Source organism: Micromonospora sp. NPDC020750, assembly GCF_044334565.1.
Lineage (GTDB): Bacteria > Actinomycetota > Actinomycetes > Mycobacteriales > Micromonosporaceae > Micromonospora.
In genome coordinates, this window is record NZ_JBIRTH010000007.1 from 395,911 (window position 1) to 417,985 (window position 22,075).

At 73.2% G+C, this 22,075-nt stretch carries 15 protein-coding genes; 3 read left to right on the forward strand and 12 right to left on the reverse strand.

The features are described 5' to 3' along the window. Positions 1 to 126: 126 nt before the first annotated feature. From ACH4T9_RS23300 to ACH4T9_RS23320, 5 genes are all read right to left on the reverse strand, one after another. A complete protein-coding gene (locus ACH4T9_RS23300) occupies positions 127 to 2,814 on the reverse strand; it encodes an ATP-binding protein (RefSeq protein ID WP_396671794.1) in 2,688 nt (895 codons plus the stop codon). Between the two features lie 149 nt (positions 2,815 to 2,963). Next, entirely contained in the window at positions 2,964 to 4,118 is a 1,155-nt protein-coding gene (locus ACH4T9_RS23305; RefSeq protein ID WP_387025439.1) for an acyl-CoA dehydrogenase family protein, read from the reverse strand. Between the two features lie 104 nt (positions 4,119 to 4,222). Then, positions 4,223 to 5,755: an acyl-CoA carboxylase subunit beta gene (locus ACH4T9_RS23310; RefSeq protein ID WP_396671795.1), complete on the reverse strand. Its 1,533-nt coding sequence runs from the start codon at positions 5,753 to 5,755 to the stop codon at positions 4,223 to 4,225. A 619-nt stretch (positions 5,756 to 6,374) separates the two neighbouring features. Then, a complete protein-coding gene (locus ACH4T9_RS23315; RefSeq protein ID WP_396671796.1) occupies positions 6,375 to 7,298 on the reverse strand; it encodes a hydroxymethylglutaryl-CoA lyase in 924 nt (307 codons plus the stop codon). A gap of 303 nt (positions 7,299 to 7,601) precedes the next feature. Further along, complete coding sequence (locus ACH4T9_RS23320) at positions 7,602 to 7,736, reverse strand: hypothetical protein (RefSeq protein WP_396671797.1); 135 nt, start codon at positions 7,734 to 7,736, stop codon at positions 7,602 to 7,604. A 450-nt stretch (positions 7,737 to 8,186) separates the two neighbouring features. Here ACH4T9_RS23320 and ACH4T9_RS23325 point away from each other — a divergent pair, with 450 nt between their 5' ends. Beyond that, positions 8,187 to 9,095, forward strand: coding sequence for a hypothetical protein (locus tag ACH4T9_RS23325; protein WP_396671798.1), 909 nt, complete (start codon positions 8,187 to 8,189; stop codon positions 9,093 to 9,095). A gap of 53 nt (positions 9,096 to 9,148) precedes the next feature. Here the strand turns inward: ACH4T9_RS23325 and ACH4T9_RS23330 are convergent, their stop codons facing one another. The 7 genes from ACH4T9_RS23330 to ACH4T9_RS23360 all read right to left on the reverse strand — a co-directional run bounded on the left by ACH4T9_RS23330 (position 9,149) and on the right by ACH4T9_RS23360 (position 18,721). Then, a complete protein-coding gene (locus ACH4T9_RS23330) occupies positions 9,149 to 10,516 on the reverse strand; it encodes an acetyl/propionyl/methylcrotonyl-CoA carboxylase subunit alpha (RefSeq protein ID WP_396671799.1) in 1,368 nt (455 codons plus the stop codon). 498 nt (positions 10,517 to 11,014) lie between these two features. Next, positions 11,015 to 11,638: a TetR/AcrR family transcriptional regulator gene (locus tag ACH4T9_RS23335; protein WP_396671800.1), complete on the reverse strand. Its 624-nt coding sequence runs from the start codon at positions 11,636 to 11,638 to the stop codon at positions 11,015 to 11,017. A gap of 71 nt (positions 11,639 to 11,709) precedes the next feature. Next, positions 11,710 to 14,559, reverse strand: a complete 2,850-nt coding sequence (locus tag ACH4T9_RS23340) for a hypothetical protein (protein ID WP_396671801.1) — start codon at positions 14,557 to 14,559, stop codon at positions 11,710 to 11,712. A 7-nt stretch (positions 14,560 to 14,566) separates the two neighbouring features. Beyond that, on the reverse strand, positions 14,567 to 16,354 hold the full coding sequence (locus tag ACH4T9_RS23345; protein ID WP_396671802.1) for an HSP90 family protein: 1,788 nt from the start codon (positions 16,352 to 16,354) through the stop codon (positions 14,567 to 14,569). 91 nt (positions 16,355 to 16,445) lie between these two features. Continuing rightward, positions 16,446 to 17,348, reverse strand: a complete 903-nt coding sequence (locus ACH4T9_RS23350; protein WP_396671803.1) for a sulfurtransferase — start codon at positions 17,346 to 17,348, stop codon at positions 16,446 to 16,448. A gap of 157 nt (positions 17,349 to 17,505) precedes the next feature. Beyond that, positions 17,506 to 17,952, reverse strand: a complete 447-nt coding sequence (locus ACH4T9_RS23355) for an imidazolonepropionase-like domain-containing protein (RefSeq protein ID WP_396671804.1) — start codon at positions 17,950 to 17,952, stop codon at positions 17,506 to 17,508. Position 17,953: 1 nt separating this feature from the next. Next, positions 17,954 to 18,721, reverse strand: a complete 768-nt coding sequence (locus ACH4T9_RS23360; RefSeq protein ID WP_396671805.1) for an SGNH/GDSL hydrolase family protein — start codon at positions 18,719 to 18,721, stop codon at positions 17,954 to 17,956. A 613-nt stretch (positions 18,722 to 19,334) separates the two neighbouring features. On the opposite strand from ACH4T9_RS23360, the gene ACH4T9_RS23365 reads away from it, so the two are divergent. Further along, positions 19,335 to 20,087: a phytanoyl-CoA dioxygenase family protein gene (locus ACH4T9_RS23365; RefSeq protein ID WP_396671806.1), complete on the forward strand. Its 753-nt coding sequence runs from the start codon at positions 19,335 to 19,337 to the stop codon at positions 20,085 to 20,087. Then, on the forward strand, positions 20,084 to 22,030 hold the full coding sequence (locus ACH4T9_RS23370) for a prolyl oligopeptidase family serine peptidase (RefSeq protein ID WP_396671807.1): 1,947 nt from the start codon (positions 20,084 to 20,086) through the stop codon (positions 22,028 to 22,030). Before ACH4T9_RS23365 ends, ACH4T9_RS23370 begins: the two co-directional genes overlap by 4 nt. Positions 22,031 to 22,075: the final 45 nt, after the last annotated feature.

A 22,075-nucleotide genomic window follows, 5' to 3' on the forward strand; every position in this document is an offset into this window, starting at 1 on the left:
CCCACTTGCGGTGGCTACTGTGCTCTGAGCGGGGGCGCACCGGGGGGTGCTGGCGCGAGCGATGAGCGAGGGGTAACACCAGGGGGCTTCTTCGCTCGCGCCACCCCCCGCGTCACCCTTTCCGCGTCACCTTTCCGCCGCGCCGCAGCGTCCGAGATCATGGCCGGAGGCCGATCGCAGGGGCGCGAGCAGGGCGGCCTCCCGGGGCAGCAGACTGATGCCGCTCTCCCGGCAGAGCCGGTCCAGCCGATCGAACACATCCGTGTCGCTGGTACTCGCCGCCAGCCCGACCAGGGCCTCCACCACGTCCCGGCGGTACCGCCCGTCGGCACCCGCCTCGACCGCGGCGGCGAACCACTCCGCCGCCAGGTCCCGGTCCCCCCGGTGCAGGGCGATGTTCGCCTCGATCAGCGCGCAGGCCGCGCCCTCGAACCGGGCCTCCCCGACCCGGCCACGGGCATCCCACCCGGGCACCGACCGGCCACCGGCCGGACCCGCACCGAGCGCCGCGTCGCCGGCCGCGCACGAGCGGAGGCCGGACAGCACCTCGGTCGCCTCGTCCGGACGCCCGTCCTGGGCCAGCGCCAGTCCGACGGTGCCGAGGGCCCGCCGGCGGTGCCCCGGATCGCCGAGCTCCGCCACTCCGGCGAGCACCCGTCGGCCCTGCGCCACGGCATCGGCGTACCGACCCTCCAACCGGGACACCTCCGCCAGGTTCGCCCGGGCCAGCACCCGCAGTCGCCGCTCGCCACACTGGGCGGCCAGCCGGTCCACCGCGGCCAGCCGGCGGCGGGCCCCGGCCAGGTTGCCCAGCCGGGTCTCGTGCCAGGCCAGGTTGTTCTGCGCCACAGCCATGTCGCGTGCCCGGTTGTGCCTGGTGGCCAGGGCCAGGACCGCGAGCGCCTGCTCCCGCGCCTCGTCGTGCGCGTCGGTGGCGACCAGCAGTGCGCCGAGCACCGTACGCGCCTCAAGTTCGCCGGCCACGTCGCCGACCCGGTGGAACACCGCCCAGGCACCCCGCGCCGCCGGCAGTTCCTGCTCCGCGGCCCCGTGCTCGGCGGCCAGCCGGGCCACTCCGAGCGCCGCCCAGGCGCGCAGCATCGGGTCTGCGTCCGCGGTACGCGGGTCGGCCAGCAGCCGGCGCAGCCACTGCCGCCCGAGGACGTTGCGCCCCCGGAACCGCCACCAGCGGGCCAGCCCGGCGGCCAGCCGCAGCGCGGTGACCGGGTCGTCGACCGCCGCGTGTGCCAGCGCGGCGGTGATGTCGCCGGCCGCCTCGTCGAGCCGGCGCACCGCCGAGGTGAGCTGGGAACCGGCCAGCTCGGCGACGATGCGGGCCACCAGTCGTGCGTAGACGTCGGCGTGCCGCCGCCGGACGACGCTCAGCTCGCCGACGCCGATGGCCTGCTCGGCGGCGAACTCCCGCACCGCGTCGAGCAGCCGGAACCGGAACGGCCCGGCACCGCGCACGCTGAGCAGGCCGAGCTGGAGCAGTCTGTCCAGCAGCGGCACCGGGTCGACCGACACGGTGCCCTCCGGGTCGGCGTCGTCGGCGAGCATCTCCTCAGCCAGCTCCACCGACCACCGGTTGCTGAACGCGGAGAGCCGGCGCAGCGCCGCCCGCTCGTCCGGCGCGAGCAGGCGGTAACTGGCCGCCACCGCGTCCCGCAGGGTGACCGGTGCCCCGCCCACCGCCCCGCCGGGCTCGGACGCCGCCCACCCCGGCCCGGGGGCCGACACCGGCGAGGTGGTGAGGTCGAGGACGCGGTCGCCGTACCGGTCGAGCAGTTCGTTGAGGTCGAGGATGCGCCCTCGGGCGGCCATCAGCTCGATGGCCAGCGGCAGCCCGCCCAGCCGGCGGGCGAGCGCGGCGAGGGCCGGCAGCTCGGCCGGGTCCGGCGGCTCCCGCCGCACCCGGGCCAGGCGCGCGGTGAACAGCGCCACCGCCGGGTAGCCGGCGAGGACATCGGGCTCCGCCGGGTCAAGCTCGGGCGGGGGCACGTCCAGCGGCGGCACCGGCCAGACCCGTTCGCCGGGCAGGCCGACGGGATGCCGGCCGGTCACCAGGATCCGCATCGTGGGCACCGCCCGGGCGAGCCGGTGCAGCGCCTCGGCCACCGCGTCCGGCGCGCGTTCCACCGCGTCGATCAGCAGCAGCGCCGGGCGGCCCGCGACCCGGACGGCGAGGTCCGGGGGGCGGGCGCCGCCGAACACGGCCGCCACCGCCGAGAGCACGTCGGCGGCGTCCGAGCCCTCCCCGACGAGCACCCCGGCCGCGCCCCCCGGCGCGCGGCCGGCGGCGGTGTGGGCCACCGCCAGGGCCAGCGCCGTCTTCCCCACCCCGGCCAGTCCGACGAGGCTGACCACCGGCGGGCCGTGGCCGGCGGTCAGCAGATCGACGAGCTCGGCCACGTCCCGTTCCCGACCGATCAGTTCGACCGGGGGCGGAAGCGCGATCGGCGTACCGACGGACTGGGCGGCCGACGACGGCCCGGCGCCGACGGTCGGGGGCGGGCGCCGGGACGGCCCGGCGGCGGGGCCGTCGGGCGGGGCGGGGGCGGACCGGGCTGCGGCGATGAACTCCGCGAGCGCCGGGCCGGACAGGTCGAGCGCGCCGGTGAGCAGCTCGACGGTGGTCCGCTGCGGTCGTGCGGACCGACCGCGCTCCAGGTCGCGGACCGTACGCACGCCGATGCCCGCCCGGTACGCGAGCTCGGCCTGGGTGAGGCCGGCCCCGCGCCGGTACGCGCGCAACAGGTCCGACAGGCCGGTACGACCGTCCGCGCCCGGCGGACGATCATGATCGGGCACCATGGGCAGGAAGGGTACGGATCGGGTGTGACGGCTGGCAGGCAACCGTCGGCCTGCCGACGCCCCGGCACACGGATATCCGACAGCCGCGCCGCAGCGGTCGCGGCGGTGTTCCCGCCCGTGCCGGGGGCGTCAGCGAGGGGCCCTTCCGCTCACAGTCCGAGGTCTCGGGCGATGATCATGCGCTGGACCTCGCTGGTGCCCTCGCCGATCTCCAGGATCTTGGCGTCCCGCCAGAACCGGGCCACCGGGTACTCGTTCATGAAGCCGTAGCCGCCATGGATCTGGGTGGCCTCGCGGGCGTTGTCCACGGCGATCGTGCTGGCGTGCAGCTTGGCGATCGCCGCCTGCCGCTTGAACGGCTCGCCGGCCAGCATCCGGGCGGCGGCGTCGTAGTACGCCAGGCGGGCGGTGTGCGCCTTCAGCTCCATATCGGCGATCTTGAACTGAATGGCCTGGTAGTTGCCGATCGGCTGGCCGAACGCCTGGCGCTCCTTCGCGTACTTCAGCGACTCGTCGACGCAGCCCTGGGCGAGGCCGACGGCGAGGGCTGCGATCGCGATCCGGCCCTCGTCGAGGATGCGCAGGAACTGGGCGAACCCCCGGCCGCGCTCGCCGAGCAGGTTGGCCGCCGGGACCCGGCAGTCGTCAAAGGTCAGCTCGTGGGTGTCCGAGGCGTTCCAGCCGACCTTGGAGTAGCCCGGGGCGACCGTGAAGCCAGGGGTGCCGGACGGGACGATGATCGTGGACAGCTCCTTTGCGCCGTCCGGCCGGATACCGGTGACGGCGGTGACCGTCACCAGGGCGGTGATGTCGGTGCCCGAGTTGGTGATGAACGCCTTCGAGCCGTTGATCACCCACTCGTCGGTGGACTCGTCCAGGACGGCCCGGGTCTGGGTGCCACCGGCGTCGGAGCCGGTGCCGGGCTCGGTGAGGCCGAAGCCCGCGAGGGCCTCGCCGCTGACCAGCTTCGGCAGCCACCGCGCCTTCTGCTCGGCGGTGCCGAAACGGAAGATCGGCATCACGCCGAGGGAGACCGCCGCCTCCAGGGTGATCGCCACGCTGGAATCGACCCGGGCCAGCTCCTCCAGGGCGAGGCAGAGCGCGAAGTAGTCGCCGCCCATCCCGCCGTGCTCCTCCGGGAAGGGCAGGCCGAACAGGCCCATCTTGCCCATCTGCCGGACCACCTCGTACGGGAAGGTGTGCTTCTCGTAGTGCTCGGCGATGACCGGAGCGACTGCCTCGCGGGCGAAGTCCCGCACGCTCTCCCGCAGCGCCTCTTGCTCGTCGGTGAGCCGGAAGTCCATCGGTTCCTCCTGTACGGGTTCCTCCGCCGGGCGCTCGTGACGCTGACGGGTGGGACGATCCTTGGTCTCGGTGGCGGTGCCGGTGCCCCTGGGGTGGGGGGCGGTCAGACCGGGGTGACGCCGTGCCGGCGGCGGGAGAAGTGCCGGTCCTTGGTGCGGGCTGCGGTGAACCGGCGGACCAGCTCGGCGCGCAGCTCGTGCGGCTCGACGATCGCGTCGACCACCAGCTCGCTGGCGAGCCGGACGATGTCGATGTCCCGCTCGTACTCCTCGCGCTTGGCGGCGACGAAGGCGGCCCGCTCGGCCTCGTCGGCGATGGCGGCGATCTTGTTGGCGTAGACGGCGTTGACCGCGGCCTCCGCGCCCATCACCGCGATCTTCGCGGTGGGCAGGGCGATCGTGGCGTCCGGCTCGAAGCCGGGGCCGGCCATCGCGTACAGGCCCGCGCCGTACGCCTTGCGCACCACCACGCAGATCTTGGGTACGGTCGCCTCGGAGATCGCGGTGATCATCTTCGCCCCGTGCCGGATGATGCCCTGCTTCTCCACCGCGCTGCCGACCATGAACCCGGGCACGTCGGACAGGAACAGCAGCGGCACGTTGAACGCGTCGCAGAGCTGCACGAACCGGGTCGCCTTGTCGGCCGAGTCGACGAAGAGCACCCCGCCCTTGAACATCGAGTTGTTGGCGACCACGCCGACGACCTCGCCGTTGAGCCGGCCGAAGCCGATGGTCAGCTCCCTGGCCCAGAGCGCCTGGATCTCGAAGAAGGAACCGTCGTCGAGCAGACCCCGGACGTACCGGCGCATGTCGAACGCCTGCCGCTCGCTGGCCGGGACGAGCGCGGCCAGGTCGGCCTTCCCCGGGGCGGGCAGTGCCTCGGCGGCCGGCGGCTGCTGTGTCCAGTTCGCCGGCAGGTACGACAGGTAGCGGCGGACCACGTCGAGCGCGTCCGCCTCGGTCTTGCACAGGAAGTGCCCGACACCCGACTCGGCGCAGTGCACCTTGGCCCCGCCCATCGCCTCCAGGGTGGTCTTCTCCCCGGTGACCATCTCGACCATCCGGTCGGAGCCGAGGTACATGCTGGCGTTGCCGTCCACCATGGCCACCACGTCGCAGAACGCCGGGATGTACGCCCCGCCGGCCGCGCTCGGCCCGAACAGGGCGCACACCTGCGGAATCGAGCCGGACGCGCGGACCTGGTTCCAGAAGATCTTCCCGGCGCCGCGCCGGCCGGGGAACAGGTCGACCTGGTCGGTGATCCGGGCACCGGCCGAGTCGACCAGGTAGACCATCGGCACCCCGGTCGAGTACGCCCGCTCGATGATCCGGATGATCTTCTCGACGGTACGCGCGCCCCAGCTTCCGGCCTTGACCGTGGAGTCGTTGGCCATCAGGCAGACCTGCCGGCCGTCGATGGTGGCGGTGCCGGTGACCACGCCGTCGGCGGGCAGGCCCTCGGCCAGCGCGTTGGCGTAAAGGCCGTCCTCGACGAAGGAGCCCTCGTCGACCAGGAGCGCCACCCGCTCGCGGGCGAAGAGCTTGCCCTTCGCGGCGTTCGCCGCATGGTACTTGTCCGCACCGCCGGCCCGCACGCGCTTACGCAGCTGCTCCAGTGCCTCACCGTCGAGCGTCACGCCGACTCCCTCGCCGCCTGACCACCACGCCCCATAGAAAGCGCGGCAAAACAACCTAAACGATCGTTAGGCTAACCCATCCCCCCGCCCCCCAACACCCCACCCCACCCTCCATCAAGGGCGTTGATCAAGAGGTTTGCGGCAGAACGGGGCCGGCCGCACGACGCAAACCTCTTGATCACCGAGGTGTCCCGGGGGTGGGGGCCGGGCGGGTAGTGCCACCTCGACCCCTTTGCTCTGCTGCCGCCACCGCAACAACAGCACCGCCCGTGCAACGACAGCACCAGCAGCAGCGTCGCGCAGCCGCTTCGCGTCGGGTGCCGGCACGAGAGGTCGGCAGAACCGTCACACTCCGCGAGCGTTGCACCGGGCGCAGCAGAGCAAAGGAGGCGCCGCGGGGTTGGCCGCCGGTCGGCGACGACATCAGCGTCGACGTTCCCGCCCCGTCCCTGGGGTGGGCGGGCTTCACGATCGTCTGCTGATTCTGGAGAACTCGACCGGCGTGTCGTCTCACAAATCAGCAGACGATCACGCCACGACAGGCCACCCTGCACCCCGACGCCACCGCGCACATCGTCGCCACCAAAGGGTGACTACGTCGATGACCTCGACACAGGTTCTAGCCAGGTGGGGTGGGGGTCAGGCGGGCGCGGGGGCCGGCGCGGAGGACGCCGGAGGGGAGCTTCTTGCCGAGCAGGCGCTCGGCGAGCTCCGCCGCCCCGATCAGGGCGTCCAGGTCGATTCCCGTGTCGATGCCCATGTCGTGCAGCATGTGCACCGCCTCCTCCGTGGCCAGGTTGCCGCTGGCCCCCGGGGCGTACGGGCAGCCGCCGAGGCCCCCGACGCTGGCGTCGAACTCGGTGATCCCGAGTTCCAAGGCGGTCAGCAGGTTCGCCAGCGCGGTACCCCGGGTGTTGTGGAAGTGCAGGAGCACGGGAACGTGCGCGTTGCGGTCGCGTACCGCGGTCAGCAGCTCGCGGACCCGACGCGGCGTGCCCATGCCCGTGGTGTCGCCGAACGCGACCCGGTCGGCACCGTCGCGGACCACCCGGTCGACGATGCCGGCGACCCGTCGGGGGTCGACGTCGCCCTCGTAGGGGCAGCCGAAGCTGGTCGCCACGATCACCTCGGCGGTCGCCCCGGCGCCGTGCAGCAGGTCGATCAACTCCGCGATGTCGTCGAGCGACTCGTCGGTGGACCGGTTGACGTTGCGCCGGTTGTGCGTGTCGCTGGCCGAGACCACCACCTCGATCTCGGTGAACCCGGCCGCGAGGGCGCGCTGCGCCCCCCGGGTGTTCGGCACCAGAGCCGAGTAGCGCACCCCGGGGACCTTCGCGACCCGCTGCCACACCTCGTCGGCGTCGGCCATCTGCGGAATGGCCTTCGGGTGCACGAACGACACCGCCTCGATCCGGCGTACCCCGGTGTGGGAGAGCGCGTCGACCAGCCGCACCTTGGCCTCGGTCGGGACCGGCTCCTCGTTCTGGAGCCCGTCGCGTGGCCCGACCTCGCGGATCGACACCGCCGCTGGCATCTGGCTCATGGTCACCTCGCTGTGACATCGGGTCGCCGGGGTGCCGTCGCGCCGCGCCGCCTCTCGTGAAGGCGGCCGGCAGCCGACGCCGGCCGACCGGTGGTTCCCCCAGGGAACCAGAAGGCCGGCACCGGACGCCAGGCCGGACCCGGCGACACCCGCCGACCGGCAACGTACGGGCGAAGCCGAAACCGGGGCGCAGGCCGGCGGCGGGGACCGAGCCGACGAGCGACACGGGCCGAAGCCGAGGCGCGGCGAGCCGGCGAGGGAGCCCTCACCGGCTCGCGCCCTCACCCCGCGCCTGCGACCGGGTCAGCGCCGCACGGGCCCTTCCAGGAGGTCCGCGGCGCTGCGGAGCGTGGCCGAGAGGACCCCGGTGCAGGCGACGGCCTCCTCCCCGCCCAGAGCCAGCGCCATCGCCATCGCCCCCTCCGTGAACAGGGACACCGACCGCAGGCACCGGGCCAGGCGACGACGGTCGAGGCGTGGAGACACGCCATTGTTCGCTCTTCCTCTTCCCATTTCTCCATCCCGGTTACGCAAGATGCACGATGGGATTTCCATCGGCAAGAATGCGCGTCCGATAAACGCCGCCAGGCGGTTCGACGGCAGCCGGTCGCACGACGGGAACAACGACCGGTCACGGGTGACCGCGCGGCGTTCTGGCCGGGCGGCAACCCGGCCGGGCGGCCAAAGTGGAGGCTCGGGCGCGGGCCCGCCGCAAGGGTTGTGTCGTAGGAGGTCCGAGCGGGCCTTCCCGACTGGAATCAGACCGTCCTACCCGGACAACCACCCGGCCAGAAAATGACTGTGGGCACAGATCGAGGTATCCGTCGTTCGACCGGAAGGGGTACAAATACGGTTCCCGAGTCAGGCAGCTCTGCGAAAGGTCCGGCCATGACCTCCGACACCAGCACGTCACCCTCGCCCCGGGGATGGCATCGGCGGCACTGGCTCGTCTCGCGTGAGCGACTGGCTGATGAGTACGAGTCCCGGTACGGATCCACGGCGGTGTCCGCGTACGGGCTGGCGGTGCGCGACCTCGTCGAGGGCTGCCCGGGGATCGGGGCGGTCGACACCTGGAGCAGGCTGGCCGAGCGGATCTGCCGGAACAAGCCCGCCCGCGACCGGGACGCCTGGCGCAAGCGACTCTCGCGGCACTTCACGGCCGAGACGAAGGGGCCCCCGTGGCAGACCGTCGTCCTGGTCGTCGAGTGCATCGTCGCGGAGGCCGAGCGGGAGGACACGCTCGGCCACTTCGAGCGGCTCTACGAGGCGGCCCGGGGTGAGCGCCCGCCGTCGGGCCACCGGGCGGCCGACCCGGCGCACCCCGACGCCCTCGCCCCGGAGGCGGACGCCGACCGGCCCGACGAGTGCGCCCGCACCACGATCGCCCAGCTGCTCCGCGAGAACGCCTCGCTGCGGCAGCGGCTGGCCGCCAGCCAGGCCGAGAACGAGCTGCTACGACACGCCCTCAGCACGCCGGCCCGGCAGCCGGTCCGGGACGGCTCCCGGCACCGCCCGCTCGGTGGCGAGGCCCGGCCGGAGGACGTGCTGCGGCAACGGGCATCCGTGCCGCCCCTCGGGGCGCCCCGTGGGGGCTGGAACCCCGGCCGGTTCACCGCCCCGCCCGCAGCCGGGAAGCCCTCCGCCACCCCGGCCACGACTAACGACGCCCCGGCCGGTCGGCACCGGTCGCCCCTGCTCGATCAGGTATGGGTCACGCCCCGCCCCACCGACCCGCTCCCCGCCGCGTACCAGGTCGACCCGCTCCCGCACGCCCCCAGCGGTGTCCATCGGGGGTGATCGGGCGGCGCTCGGGAGTGCGTTCGAGGCAACGGACCGGCGGGCCGGAGCGGTCAGCGCATCCGGCCGACAATGCCGGTGTCGTAGTCGCCGGAGAGGAATTCCTCGTTCTCCAGGAGTTCGGCGTGGAATGGGAGGTTGCACTTCGGTCCGGCGATCTCGAAGGCCGCCACGGCCGCCCGGGCCCGCTCGACGGCCTCCGACCGGTCGCTGCCGCTGACGACGAGCTTGGCCATCAGGCTGTCGTAGAACGGGGTCACCGTGTTGCCGGCGACGTAACCGGAGTCGACCCGTACCCCCTCGCCCGTCGGCTCGTTCCAGGTCCTGATCACGCCCGGGCCGGGCAGGAACCGCTTCGGGTCCTCGGCGTTGATCCGCAGCTCGATGGCGTGCCCGCGCGGGACGATCGTGTCCGGGTCGAACGTCGGGGCGAGGCCGGAGGCCACCCGGAGCTGCTCCTCGACCAGGTCGACGCCGTAGACGTACTCGGTGACCGGGTGCTCCACCTGAAGCCGGGTGTTCATCTCCAGGAAGAAGAACTCCTCCGAGCCGGGACCAGCACCCTCGACGTCCCGTCGGCGCGGGACCAACAGACACTCGACCGTGCCCGCGTTGCGGTAGCCGACCGCCTCGCCCGCGCGCACCGCGGCGGCGAGGATGCGCTCGCGCAGCTCCGGCGAGACCGCCGGGGACGGGGACTCCTCGACCAGCTTCTGGTTGCGCCGCTGAACCGAGCACTCCCGCTCGCCGAGCGCCACCACCCGGCCGTCGGCCAGGCCGAGAATCTGCACCTCGACGTGGCGTACCCGGGGGAAGTACCGCTCGATCAGCACCGAGCCGTCGCCGAACATCCGCTCGGCGAACGAGCGCACCTTGTCGTACTCGGTGCGCAGCCCGGCCTCGTCGGTGGCCACGCCCATGCCCATTCCGCCGCCGCCGGCCGCCGCCTTGACCATCACCGGGTAGCCGATCCCGGTGGCGGCGGCGACCGCCGCGTCCACGTCGGCCGCCGGGTCGGTGGTGCCCGGCGCGACCGGGACCCCGGCCGCAGCCATCAGGTTCCGAGCGTTGATCTTGTCGCCCATCGCGGTGATCGCGTCCGCGCCGGGCCCGACCCAGACCAGCCCGCCGGCCTCGACGGTACGGGCGAAGTCGGCGTTCTCCGACAGGAAGCCGTAGCCGGGGTGGATCGCCTGCGCTCCGGTCGACTTGGCGGCGGCGAGGATCGCCTCGACGTTGCGGTAGCTCTGGGCCGGGTTGGCCGGGCCGACACAGACCGCCTCATCGGCCTCGGTGACGAACGGCAGGTCGGCGTCGGCCTCCGAGTGCACCGCGATCGCGCGGATCCCGAGCCGCTTCGCGGTACGGATGACCCGGCGGGCGATCTCGCCCCGGTTGGCGACCAGCAGCGACTCGATCATGTTCTCCTCCAGTGTCCAAACGGTGGGACGGAGGCAAGGAAACCACGATTGCCCCGTCCCCCACGAGTCGAGCCGTAGCCGGGGAGTTCCCGGGCCGGCGGCGGTTCCCGGGAGGCCGCCGACCCCGAACTGGTAGATCTTGGAAGCAACCGGCCCCTCCGGGGGCCGAAATCTTCCAAGATCTACCCGATCTTCACAACGGCGATCGGTTTTCGGTGGTGGCGATCGCCCGCGTTGTCCTGCTTCGGCAACGAACCAGACCCCCGGCGTATGCCGAGGGCCTGCGGGTTGAAGGGCGTGCGGGTCGAGCGGCGTCAGCCGAGGCGCTTCGCCAGGTCGACGAAGTTGCACCGAGCGCCACTGACCGCCCGCCCCGGCCTGCCTCCTTCCCCAGCGGGTGACGCCGGGCTGTCGAGCCGCCCTGGCGGCCGAAGGTCGAGCGCCGGGAGCCCGATGTTCAGGCTGACGCGTTCGCCGAGGCAGCTCCCCGGGTGGGGCTCAGGCAGCCGCCTCGGTCAGCAGGGCGGCCAGGGTGGCGGCGCGCAGCAGGGCGGCACGGCGCCGCCGGTCCACCTCACCGCCGAGGAACGGTGTCGAGTTCATCAGGCCGAACGCCGCGTGCGCCAGCACCCGCGCCTCGCCGGCGGGCTGCCCCGGGTGCAGTGCGGTCAGCACGGTCACCCACTCCTCGACGTACAGCCGCTGGAGCCGGCGGATGCGGCGGCGCGGCTCGTCCGGCAGCCGGTCCAGCTCGTGCAGGTGAAGCGCGATCACGGCCGGATTGGCGAGCGCGAACTCGACGTGGAAGTCGATCAGCGACTCCAGCGTGCCGCCCGGGTCGTCCGGGTGACCGGCGGCCCGCTCCCGCCCGCCGTCGAGCAGCCCCTCGCTGACCGGAACCAGCGCGGCGACCAGCATCGCCTCCTTGCCGGCGAAGTGGTGGTAGAGGGCGGGGCCGGTGACCCCGGCGGCGGCGCCGATGTCGTCCATCGACACGCCGTGATAGCCCCGCGCGGCGAAGAGCCCGACCGCGATCTCCAGGATCTCGTCCCGCCGGGACCGTCGCCGACCCGTACCCGCCACGCCGCCCGCCGTCCCCCGTGCCCGCTGCTCCACGCTCACCGGGCAAGCCTAGACCCGCCCCCGGACGGGGTGGGGCTCGGTTAACCGTCGGTCGTATCCGCCGGCCCCGGTCAGTCCTCCTCGTCGTCGGTCAGCCCGTGCTTTGCGCGGACCGCCGCCGCCTCGTCCGGGCGGCCCAGCTCGTCGAGCGCCCCCGCAAGCAGCCAGGCGGCCCGGGCCGCCGACCGGGAGCCGGGAGGCAGCCCGCCCAGCACCTCGCGCAGCAGCGGCTCGGCCTCGCCGGGGCGGCCGGCGTGCACCAGCGTCTCGCCGGTGAGCAGCTCCGCCCGGGCCGCCTCGCCGAAGGCCTCGATCGACCGCAACCGGGCCGGGACTTCGGCCAACCGGTCAAGCGCCTCGTCCGTTCGGCCGGCGCCGGCCAGCACCCGGGCCGCCGCCTCGGCGGCCAGCGCCACCTCGTACGTCACCACCGGCGGTTGCTCCGGCTGACCGGTCAGCGCGGTCGCGAGCCCGTCGCAGACCTCGACCGCGCGGACCGCCGCCGGCCCGCCGCCTGCCCAGAAGAGCGCGTCCACCTCGCGGCGACGGGCGCGCAGCTCGTCGACCGGGGCCCCGGCCAGCCGGTACGCCGTCGCCGCCTCGGCGAACCGCTGCCCCGCCAACGCGTCCCGGTCGGCGTCGTAGAGCAGGCCTCCGGCCTCCTCCAGAACCTGCGCCCGGTGCGGCAGGTTGTCCGGCCCGTCGAGGTTGCGGGCCAGCAGGGCCAGCAGGGCCAGCGCCGGTTCCAGCTCGCCCAGGTCGACGTAGATCCCGACCAGCAGATGCCGGCAGCGGTCCGCCTCGGCCTGGGCCCCGAGCCGGTCCAGACCGAGCACCGCCTCCTCGGCCACCTCGGCCGCCTCCGCGGGCCGCCCGGCGACCCGGTACGCGTTCGCCAGCTCCCAGCGCAGGAAGGCGTCCCCGTCGGCGCCCTGTTCCACGCAGAGGGTCACCGCCTCGGCGAAGTCCTCCACCGCCTCGGCCGCCCGCTCGGCGGCGAGCAGCGCCCGGGCCCGGAACACCCGGACCGGGAGCCGGGCGCCCGGTGGGGCGGTGCGCAGCGCCTCGTCGCAGGCCGCCACCGTCTCGGCGGTGTCGTCCACCGCCCGGGCGTACGCGAGCGCGGCTGCGGTGACCAGCTCGCCGACGCCCACCTCCCGGGCCAGCCGGCGGGCTTTCCCGGCCGCCGCCCGGAACTCCTCGGGCCGGTTCAGCTCCTCCAGCACGTGCGCGCGGTGCAGCGCCGCCCGGGCGGCCAACCACGGATCGTCGTACGCCTCGGCGGCGGCCCGGTCCGCGGCGGCCAGCGCCTCGGCCCAGCGTTCGAGGTGCGCCAGCGCCAGCGCGAGCCGGTCGTGCGCGGCGGCCCGCTCCCGGGCCTCGGCGTGCGCGGCGAGGAAGTCGGCGGCCTCCCGGGCCAGCGCCAGCCCTTCCTCGGACTCCCCGCTCATGCAGAGCAGCACCCCGAGCCGGCCGGCCACCACCTGCGCCCGGACCTGGTCGCCCAGCTCCCGGTACGCGGCCAGCGCCGCCCGGCTCGCGTCCCGCGCCGCCTCCGGGCCGTCGGTCTCGGTCAGCTCGCCCGCCCGCAGCTCCAGCCGGCGGGCCGTTGTCCGGGGCGACGCCTCGGCGGCGCCGAACCGCTCGTCGTAGGCGGCCAGCGCGGCGATCAGCCCCGACCGGCGGTGGGTGCGCAGACACTCGTCGGCCAGGTCGAGCAACTCGTCGGCGGTGGCGTCGGCCGGGACGGCCGGCTCCTCGGCCGGGGGCGCCGCCGGGTGCGGGGACCGGGTCGGATCGGCCGGGCTGCGGCGCAGGCTGGCCGAGAGCGGCAGGTGCTCCCCGGCGGGCCCGGTGGCCAGCCGCCGGGCGATCCGCTCCGACTGGTGCGAGGTGCCGTTGCGGGCGTCGAACCGGGCGGCCAGCGCCGTCGCCGTGTCGGTCAGCTCGGCGGCCAGCGCGGCGGCGGACACCTCACCCGCCGGCCGGTCGCCGGCCGCCCGACGGTGCAGCGTGACGTCGCCTGCCCCGGCGGCCCGGCGCAGCGCGGCGGCGGACGCCGCCGCGAAGTGCATCGCGGCGGCCGGGGTGGGTGCCCGGTCCAGCCAGTCCAGGTGCCGCTCGACGATCTCCACGGCCCGGGCCTCGTTGCCGGTCAGCGTGCAGAACTCGACGTGGTCCCCGATGTCCCACAGGTCCGACAGGTTGCCCCGCAGCCGCCGGTACGCCTCCCGGTGCGCGTCCCGGGCTGCCTCGCCCCGCCCCGTGCGCAGGTACGGCACGAGCAGCGCGGTGAGGATCGCCTGCGGCTGCTCCGTGCAGGTCAGCCGGCCGGCGAGGACCGGCTCGGCCAGCGCCACCGCCTCGTCGTGCCGGCCGACGTGGGCGAGGTGGGCGACCTGGGTGGTGGGGTCGCAGCCTGCACAGTCGGACAGCTCGTCGCGCGGGGCGGTCAGCCACTCCCGGTACCACCGCTCGGCGGCCTCGGCGTCGCCCACGTGGTCGGCGACCAGGTAGCGGTGCTTGTGCACGGCCTGGAGGCTGTGCCCGGCGTCCCGGTACCGACGCTCCATGTCGTCGAGCACCGCGTACGTGCGGTCCAGCGGCAGTTCGGGGAACTTCAGCATGGCGTTGACCATGTACTTGAAGTGCCAGAGGAGCTGGTGGGTGTAGCCCTGGTGGTACGGCTGCGGGTCCCGGTCGAACTCGGCCAGGCACCAGGAGAAGGTGACGAAGGACTTGCCCGCCTCACCGCCGTAGACGTACCCGGTGGTCGCCTGCATCCGGACGGCGAACGCCAGGTGCCGGTCGTCCCCGGTGTCGGCCCGGCGCAGCAGCTGCTCCAGGGCGGCCGTCCGCCCCGCCCCGTACGGCATTTCGGTGGTCCCGTGCAGCATCCGCCACAGGTCGTCCTCGCTCATCGCGGCCTCACTCCCGTCCCGGTACGGCCCGGCCGAGCAGGCCGAGGAAGGAACTGTTCAGCAGCGCGGCGTCGGCCGGGCGGATGGGATGGTGCCCGAGCAGCAGGGCCTGCCCGTACAGCGCCTCGACAGCGAGCCCGACCAGCTCCGGGTCGTCGAGGGTGGTGACCCGGCGGACCAGCGGGTTGCGGTGGTTGAGCACGAGCTGCGGGCGGTCCGGCGGGGCGGACGCGGCGAGCGCGTCGAGCACCCCACCCCACAGCTCGTCGGCCCGGTCCCGGGTCGCGGCGAGCTGGTCGTTGAACGCCGCCGACCGGCTGACCAGGTAGAGCGCCGGCAGCGACACCGGGTCGTACGCCCGGATCACCACCTCGCAGCCGAGCCGTTCCAGGGCCCGCTGCGCCCCGGCGAGGAACGGCCGCAGGGCCAGCTCCACCTGCGGTTCGAGGGCGTCGAAGCGGGTGGTCAGGTCGCTGGGCTCCAGCCGTTCGATGAGCGCCGACCGGTCCACCGTCGGCAGCCGCTCGATCAGCTCGGTGTCGTACGTGTAGCCGGCGTTGACCACGGCCAGGTCCTGCGCGGCGGCGACGGCGGCGAGCTGGCGGAACTCGTCCAGGCTGGCGGCGTACCGGATCAGGCCGTGCTGCTGGCGGAACTCCGCCAGGGTGAGCGTGCCGACGTTGGTGTCCATCGGCCACCACTGGTCGACCAGGCGGAGCATCTCGTCGTCGTGCAGGGCGAGCGCCTTGACCCCCAGGTGGTGCACCTGGAGGAACTCGGCGAGCCGGCGCGGGTCGTGCCGGGCCAGCCGGACCAGCCAGCCGCGCACCTGCGCGCCCAGGGCCTCCCGGGTCGCGGTCAGCAGGGTGTCCTCGTAGAGCGCCTCGCGGCTGGCGGTGGGGCGTAGCTCGCTGGCGTCCACCACGCAGTGGGCGAAGAACGCCCAGTCGGGCAGCAGGCCGTCGGCGTGCTCGGTGAGCAGCATCCGCTTCAGGTACACCCGGTGGCCGGCGCGGGCGGCCGGGTTCACCGGGGTCGGCAGGATGAACGCGACGCCGGTCAGCCCCGCCTCCGGCACCGACAGCGGCACCACGTCGAACGGGTCGACGCCGAGGTGCTGCCGGGCGTACCGGAGCAGGGCCGGGCGGTCGGCGGGCACGCCGGGCGCGGTCGGCCAGGGTGGGTCCCCGGCGGTGGTGACCGCGTCGCCGACCCGGACGGTGACCGGGAGCAGCGAGCCGTAGAGCCGGGCCAGGTCGGTGACCGTCGCGGTGGCGAGCCACTGGCCGGCGTCGCGACGCGGCACCAGGGTCACGGTCGTCCCGGGCTCGGCCCGCCGCTGCCCGGCGGGGGCGGTCGCGACGGCGTACCGGCCGTCGGAGTACCCGGTCCACAGCACCGTCGGCTCGTCGGCGTGCCGGGTTACCACCCGGATTTCGTCGGCGACCAGGAAGCAGGAGAGCAGCCCGATGCCGAACTGGCCGAGGAACTCGTGGCGGGAGAAGCCCAGCTCGTCCCTCTTCGAGCTGCGGCCGATGGTGGCCAGCAGCTCGTGCACCTGCGCCTCGGTGAGGCCGATGCCGGTGTCGTGCACCCGCAGCGTGCCGTCGCCGGTCAGCTCGGGCGGCTCGATGCGGACCAACGCCGGGGCGTCGGGCTCGGTGGCCCGGCGCGCGGTGATCGCGTCCACCGCGTTCTGCATGAGCTCACGGACGTAGACCCGTGGGCTGCCGTAGAGATGATGACTGAGCAGGTCGACCACGCCTCGGAGGTCGACCTGGAAGGTGCGGTCCACGCCTGCTGCTCCCCGGTCCGGTGCCGGCGCTCACCGTACCGGTGATCACCGACGGCCGGCTGCCCCCGTACGCCGGAACGGGAACCGCCGGTCAGCCGGCGAGGCCGCCCGGCTGGTCGCCCCGCACGACGGGGGCCCGGACCAGGTTGCCCCACTCGGTCCACGAGCCGTCGTAGTTGCGCACCTGCGGGTAGCCGAGCAGGTGACGCAGCACGAACCAGGTGTGGCTGGACCGTTCCCCGATCCGGCAGTACGCCACCACGTCGTCGGCCGGGCTCAGCCCGAGCTGGTCGGCGTAGATGGCGCGCAGTTCGTCGGCGGACCTGAACGTGCCGTCGTCGTTCGCGGCGGATTTCCACGGCTTGTTCACCGCACCCGGGATGTGCCCGCCGCGCAGCGCGCCCTCCTGCGGATAGTCCGGCATGTGCAGCATCTCGCCGGTGTACTCGCCGGGCGAGCGCACGTCGACCAGCGGCCGGCCGGCGGCCACGTGCGCCATCACCTGTTCCCGGTACGCCCGGATCGGCGCGTCGTCGCGCTGCGGCACCGGGTACTCGGCGCGGGGCCGGGTCGCCCTGTCCCGGGTCAGCTCGCGCCCCTCGGCAGCCCACTTCTGCCGGCCGCCGTCGAGCAGCCGCACGTCGGCGTGCCCGAAGAGCGAGAAGACCCAGAGCGCGTACGCGGCCCACCAGTTGAAGTTGTCGCCGTAGAAGACGACGGTGTCGTCGCGGCCGATGCCCTTGGCGGCACACAGCTCGGCGAAGCTCTTCGCGTCCAGGTAGTCCCGGGTCACCTGGTCGTTCAGCTCGGTGTGCCAGTCGACCTTCACCGCACCCGGGATGTGCCCGGTGTCGTAGAGCAGCACGTCCTCGTCGGACTCGACCACCACCAGCCCCTCGTCTCCCAGGTGCTCGGCCAGCCACTCGGTGGTGACCAGCCGCTGCGGGTCGGCGTACGACTGGAGGCGCGGATCGGGATCGCTCGGCACAGGCATGAGTCCCAAAGTACGCGGGTTCCCCGACGGAGTGCCCCGCATCGGAAGCGTGCGCAGTGCGGCGTTTCATGATCGGCTGTCGTTGAGCGGCAGCGGGCCGGCGTGTCGTGCCGGTGATCAGCAAACGATCATGGCGGGCCACGCGGGCCGAGGACGGTCAGGCCCGGCGGTACACCAGCCGGCCGGCCACCACCGTGGCGAGGCAGGTTCCGTCGTCGGCGAAGACGGCCAGGTCGGCCCGTCCGCCGACGACCAGCGCGGGCGGCCGTACCAGATCGAGGACCGCGACGTCGCCGCGGACCGCCGCCGCCCGCAGGCCCGGGTCGGTGAGGTGCGCGGCCGGGACCGCCGCCGCCCCGGAGCGGAACAGCGCGTGCACCCGCTCGCGCGGGGTGGGGGCGGCCGGCAGCGGCCCGTCGTGCACCAGCGCCGGCCCGAGGGCCCCGGCCCACCGCCGCACCCGCACCCCGGGGTACGCCGCGAGCAGCTCGTCCAGCGGCGCGACCGCCTCGATCCGGCTCCCGGCCACCAGCACGGCCCCGCCGGGCTCCGGCGGATCGTCGAGGGTGTGCCGCAGCAGCCGCGCGGCGTGCAGGGTGGGCACGTCAGTCGGCGAACGGGCCGAGTTGGGGCCGCTTCGCGGTGACCGTGTCCCCGGACGACCGGCCGGTCAGCCGGCGCTTGATCCACGGGGCCAGGTGCCGGCCCGCCCAACGGAGGTCGGCGGCGCGGGCGGCCAGCCAGGGCGTCGGCGCGGGATGCGGCGGGACCATGAGCCACTCCTCGTCGCAGCCGATCCCGAGTGCGGTCAACACCTGCGCGGCGACCCGCCGGTGCCCGGCCGCCGACAGGTGCAGCCGGTCGGTGCTCCAGAGCATCGGGTTGAGGAAGGTGTCGTCGGCGTACAGGTCGACCAGGATCGCGCCGTGCCGCTCGGCGGTCGCCCCGACCGCCTGGTTGAGCAGTTGTACCCGGGGGGCGACCAGGCGCTGGCCGGGCAGCCGGGCCATCACGTCGGCGAACCGGAACAGCACCACGTCCGCGCCGCCCGAGCGCAGTCGGCCGACCACGTCGTCGAAGCGGGCCGCCAGGGCGTCCGGGTCGAAGGTGCGGCGCAGCACGTCGTTGCCGCCGGCGGCGAAGCTGATCAGGTCGGACTTCATCGCCAGCGCGGCCGGCACCTGTTCGGCCACGACGTTGGGGAAGAGCCGGCCCCGGATCGCCAGGTTCGCGTACCGGAAGTCGGGGCCGGCCCCGGCCGCCAGCCGGGTGGCCACCAGGTCCGCCCAGCCGCGGTAGGAGCCGTCCGGGTACGCGTCGTCCATGCCCTCGGTGAAGCTGTCCCCCACCGCCACGAAACTGCGCCAGCGCACGCCGCCTCCCGTGTCCTCGGATCGTTCCGTGGCGATCAGTCTGGCACTGCGGCGGTTGCCCCGGGCACCGGCCCGAGGGGACGTGTCACAGGTCCCAGGGAGCGCCCGTGAGCCGGTGCGGCGAACCAGTGGCCGGCCTCCTAGCGGCAGGGCGATCCCCGGGCGTTATCCGCGCACGTTGCCCGATGATTGCGTTCTGTTTGGTAAAAGGGCGTAGATGCTTCCCCACGGATCGGTCCACAATCTGTATCGGCGCAATAACGCGATCGCAGAGCGCACTGTTTGCGATTCGTTCTGCAACCGTCGTCCGGGCTTGACCTGCGCCCGGTCGGAGCAGTATCGGGCCCCCTGGCCGGGGTTCCGTAAACTCGCCACATGTGCTTTGATGGCTCCACGCTGTATCGATGAATCTTCGATTCAACAGGATTTCCGACCTCGTCACTACCGGCTTTGACCGTTGGTTGCGTAACGTAACCTCCATTTATGCGTTGCGTAACATCAAATTGGACTAGGGGTTTACCACATGGTGGCAAATGGCAAGACGTCTGCCGGTGGAGGCTTTGAAGTCGAGTACAACATCAATGACCGGAACAATGGTTACCCCGTTCGTTCCGTGCGGGTCGAGGCCACCCAGGACGAGCTGGCCGGGTTCCAGAAGGACGGGTATCTGCTACGCCGAGGGCTGGTCCCGAAGGAGTGGATCGCGGAGTTCGGGGCGGCCCTGGACCGGATCGCGGCCGAGGAGATCAGCCACCCGACTGCGGAGCGGTTGCCGAACAACGGGCTGTACATCCGCGCCCTGCTGGACAAGGACGAGGTCTTCCACCGGCTGATCCGCTACCAGCCGACCCTCTCCGTGGCGCGCTACCTGCTCGGTCCCCAGGTCGCCTTCGGCGTGGAGGCGCGGATGGCCTTCGAGGGCGTGGCCAACGCCGGGGTCAACTGGCACATCCACCTGCGGGTGGTCCCCGATCCGATGCCGCCGTACTTCGTGTATCCCCACCAGGTGCACGGCCTCATCTACCTCGACCGGGTCGGCGCCGACGAGGGCGCGCTCTGTGTGCTGCCCGGAAGCCACCAGCAGACGACCCTGAAGCTGCCCAACGACTCCTCGGACCAGCCCGGTCAGCAGAAGCTCTACTTCGAGCCGGGCGACTGCATCCTGATGCACGGCAACCTGTGGCACCGTACCGAGCCGACCGCCGAGACCTGTGGACGACGCCGGCTGATCCTGTTCGGCTACTCGCCGTCCTGGCTCAAGAGCGAGATCACCCGTGGTGTGCCGGTGTCCTCGGCGCTCACCGACGAGCTCCGCGCGAGCGGCGACCCGGAGATCGTGGAGCTTCTCGACGGGTTCCACTGGTGAGATCGGTCGCCACCACGGCACCGTACGGATCCTGGAAGTCCCCGGTCAGCGAGGACCTGCTGGCCGAGGACCGGGTGGTGCCGAGCTGTCCGCTGGTCGTCGGACCAGCCGTTCTCTGGGTCGAGCTGCGGCCGGCCGAAGGTGGCCGCTACGTGCTGGTCCAGCAGGTCGGGGACGGGCCGCCCACGGACCTGACCACCTCGGGGTTCAGCGTCCGCAGCCTCGTCTACGAGTACGGCGGGCTCGCCTACGCCGGGTCGTCGCGGCACATCTTCTTCGTCAACGGCGACGACCAGCGGATCTACCGGATGGACCGGGACGACGGGTCCATCCGACCGATAACCCCCGCGGTTGCCGACCGCCGGGTGCGCTTCGGTGATCTCACCCTCAGCCCGGACGAAAGCCGAGTGGTCTGCATCCGGGAACGGCACACCGACGAGGGCGTACGACACGACATCGTCGCGGTGCCCACCTCGGGCGCAGCCGACCCGGTGCCGCTCTGCGGCGGGCACGACTTCGTGACGGGACCCCGGTTCTCGCCCGACGGGTCCCGGCTCACCTGGCTCACCTGGGACCACCCGAACATGCCGTGGGACGGCACCGAGCTGTGGGAAGGCACTCTCGGCCCGTCAGGTGACCTGGTCGGGACGCGACTCGTGGCCGGCAGCCGGACGGAGTCGGTCGTCCACCCCGGCTACGCCCCGGACGGCACGCTGTACTACGTGTCCGACCGGTCCGGCTTCTGGAACGTCTACCGCGACGACGGCGTGCGGGGGTATCGAATCGGCGGTCTGGACGCGGAGTTCGCGGAACCGTCGTGGTACTTCGGGGAGCGTCCCTACGGCTTTCTCGCCGACGGCACCCTGGTCGCGGTGTGGACCAGGGACAACAGCGGCCAGTTGGGCCTGTCGGAACCGGACGGAGAGCGGTTCGTTCCGATAGATACGGGCTTCACCTCCTTCACCGATCTGTGTGTCGCCGGGAGTCGCGCGGTCGCGGTGTGTGGTTCGGCGGACCAGGTGAGTGCGGTCGTGGAACTCGATCTCACCGGCGGCAGGCAACACCGTGTGTTGCGGAGCAGCCGCCGTACGCTGGTCGGACCGGAGTACCTGTCGACGCCCCGCTACCTCGAGTACGAATCGACAGACGGCGCCACGGCACGGATGTTGTACTACCCGCCGCGCAACGGCGATTTCACCGCACCGCCCGGGGAACTGCCCCCGCTGATCGTCCTCTGTCACGGCGGACCGACATTCTCGGCGAGCCCGGCACTGAATTACGCCGTACAGTTCTGGACCAGCCGCGGCTTCGCCCTGGCGGACGTCGACTACCGGGGCAGCTCCGGCCACGGACGCCGGTACCGGGAGGCGCTGCGCGGCCGTTGGGGCGTCGTCGATGTCGCCGACTGCGAGCACGCGGCCCGCCGGCTGGTGAAGTCGGGGTTGGCCGACCCGGACCGGCTGATCGTCAAGGGAGCGAGTTCGGGTGGCTTCACCGCGCTCTGCGCGGCCACCTTCGGTGATCTCTTCGCGGTCGGGGTGTCCTACTACGGGGTGGCGGACGCCACCTCGATAGCCGCGGGCACCCACAAGTTCGAGTCGTCATACCTGGAGTTCCTCATCGGCAGCCTGCCCCGGGACATCGACCGGTTCCGGGAGCGCTCGCCGCTGTTCAACCTGGACCGGCTCAGGGTGCCGCTGTTGCTCTTTCAGGGGGCCGAGGACCGGGTGGTGCCGCCGGACCAGACGGCCCGGCTGGCCGAGGCGCTGCGACACCGGGGCGTCCCGCACCAGTACGTCGAGTTTCCCGGTGAGCAGCACGGGTTCCGGCTGGCCGAGACGATCCGTACGGTCGCCCGCACCGAACTCGCCTTCTACGGCGCGGTCCTCGGGTTCGCGCCGGCCGGGTCTCCCGGGTCCGGGGCGATGGAGGAGGCCCGGTGAGGGGTACCGGGTGCTCGGCACGCCGGCTGTGACCACCGACCGGTT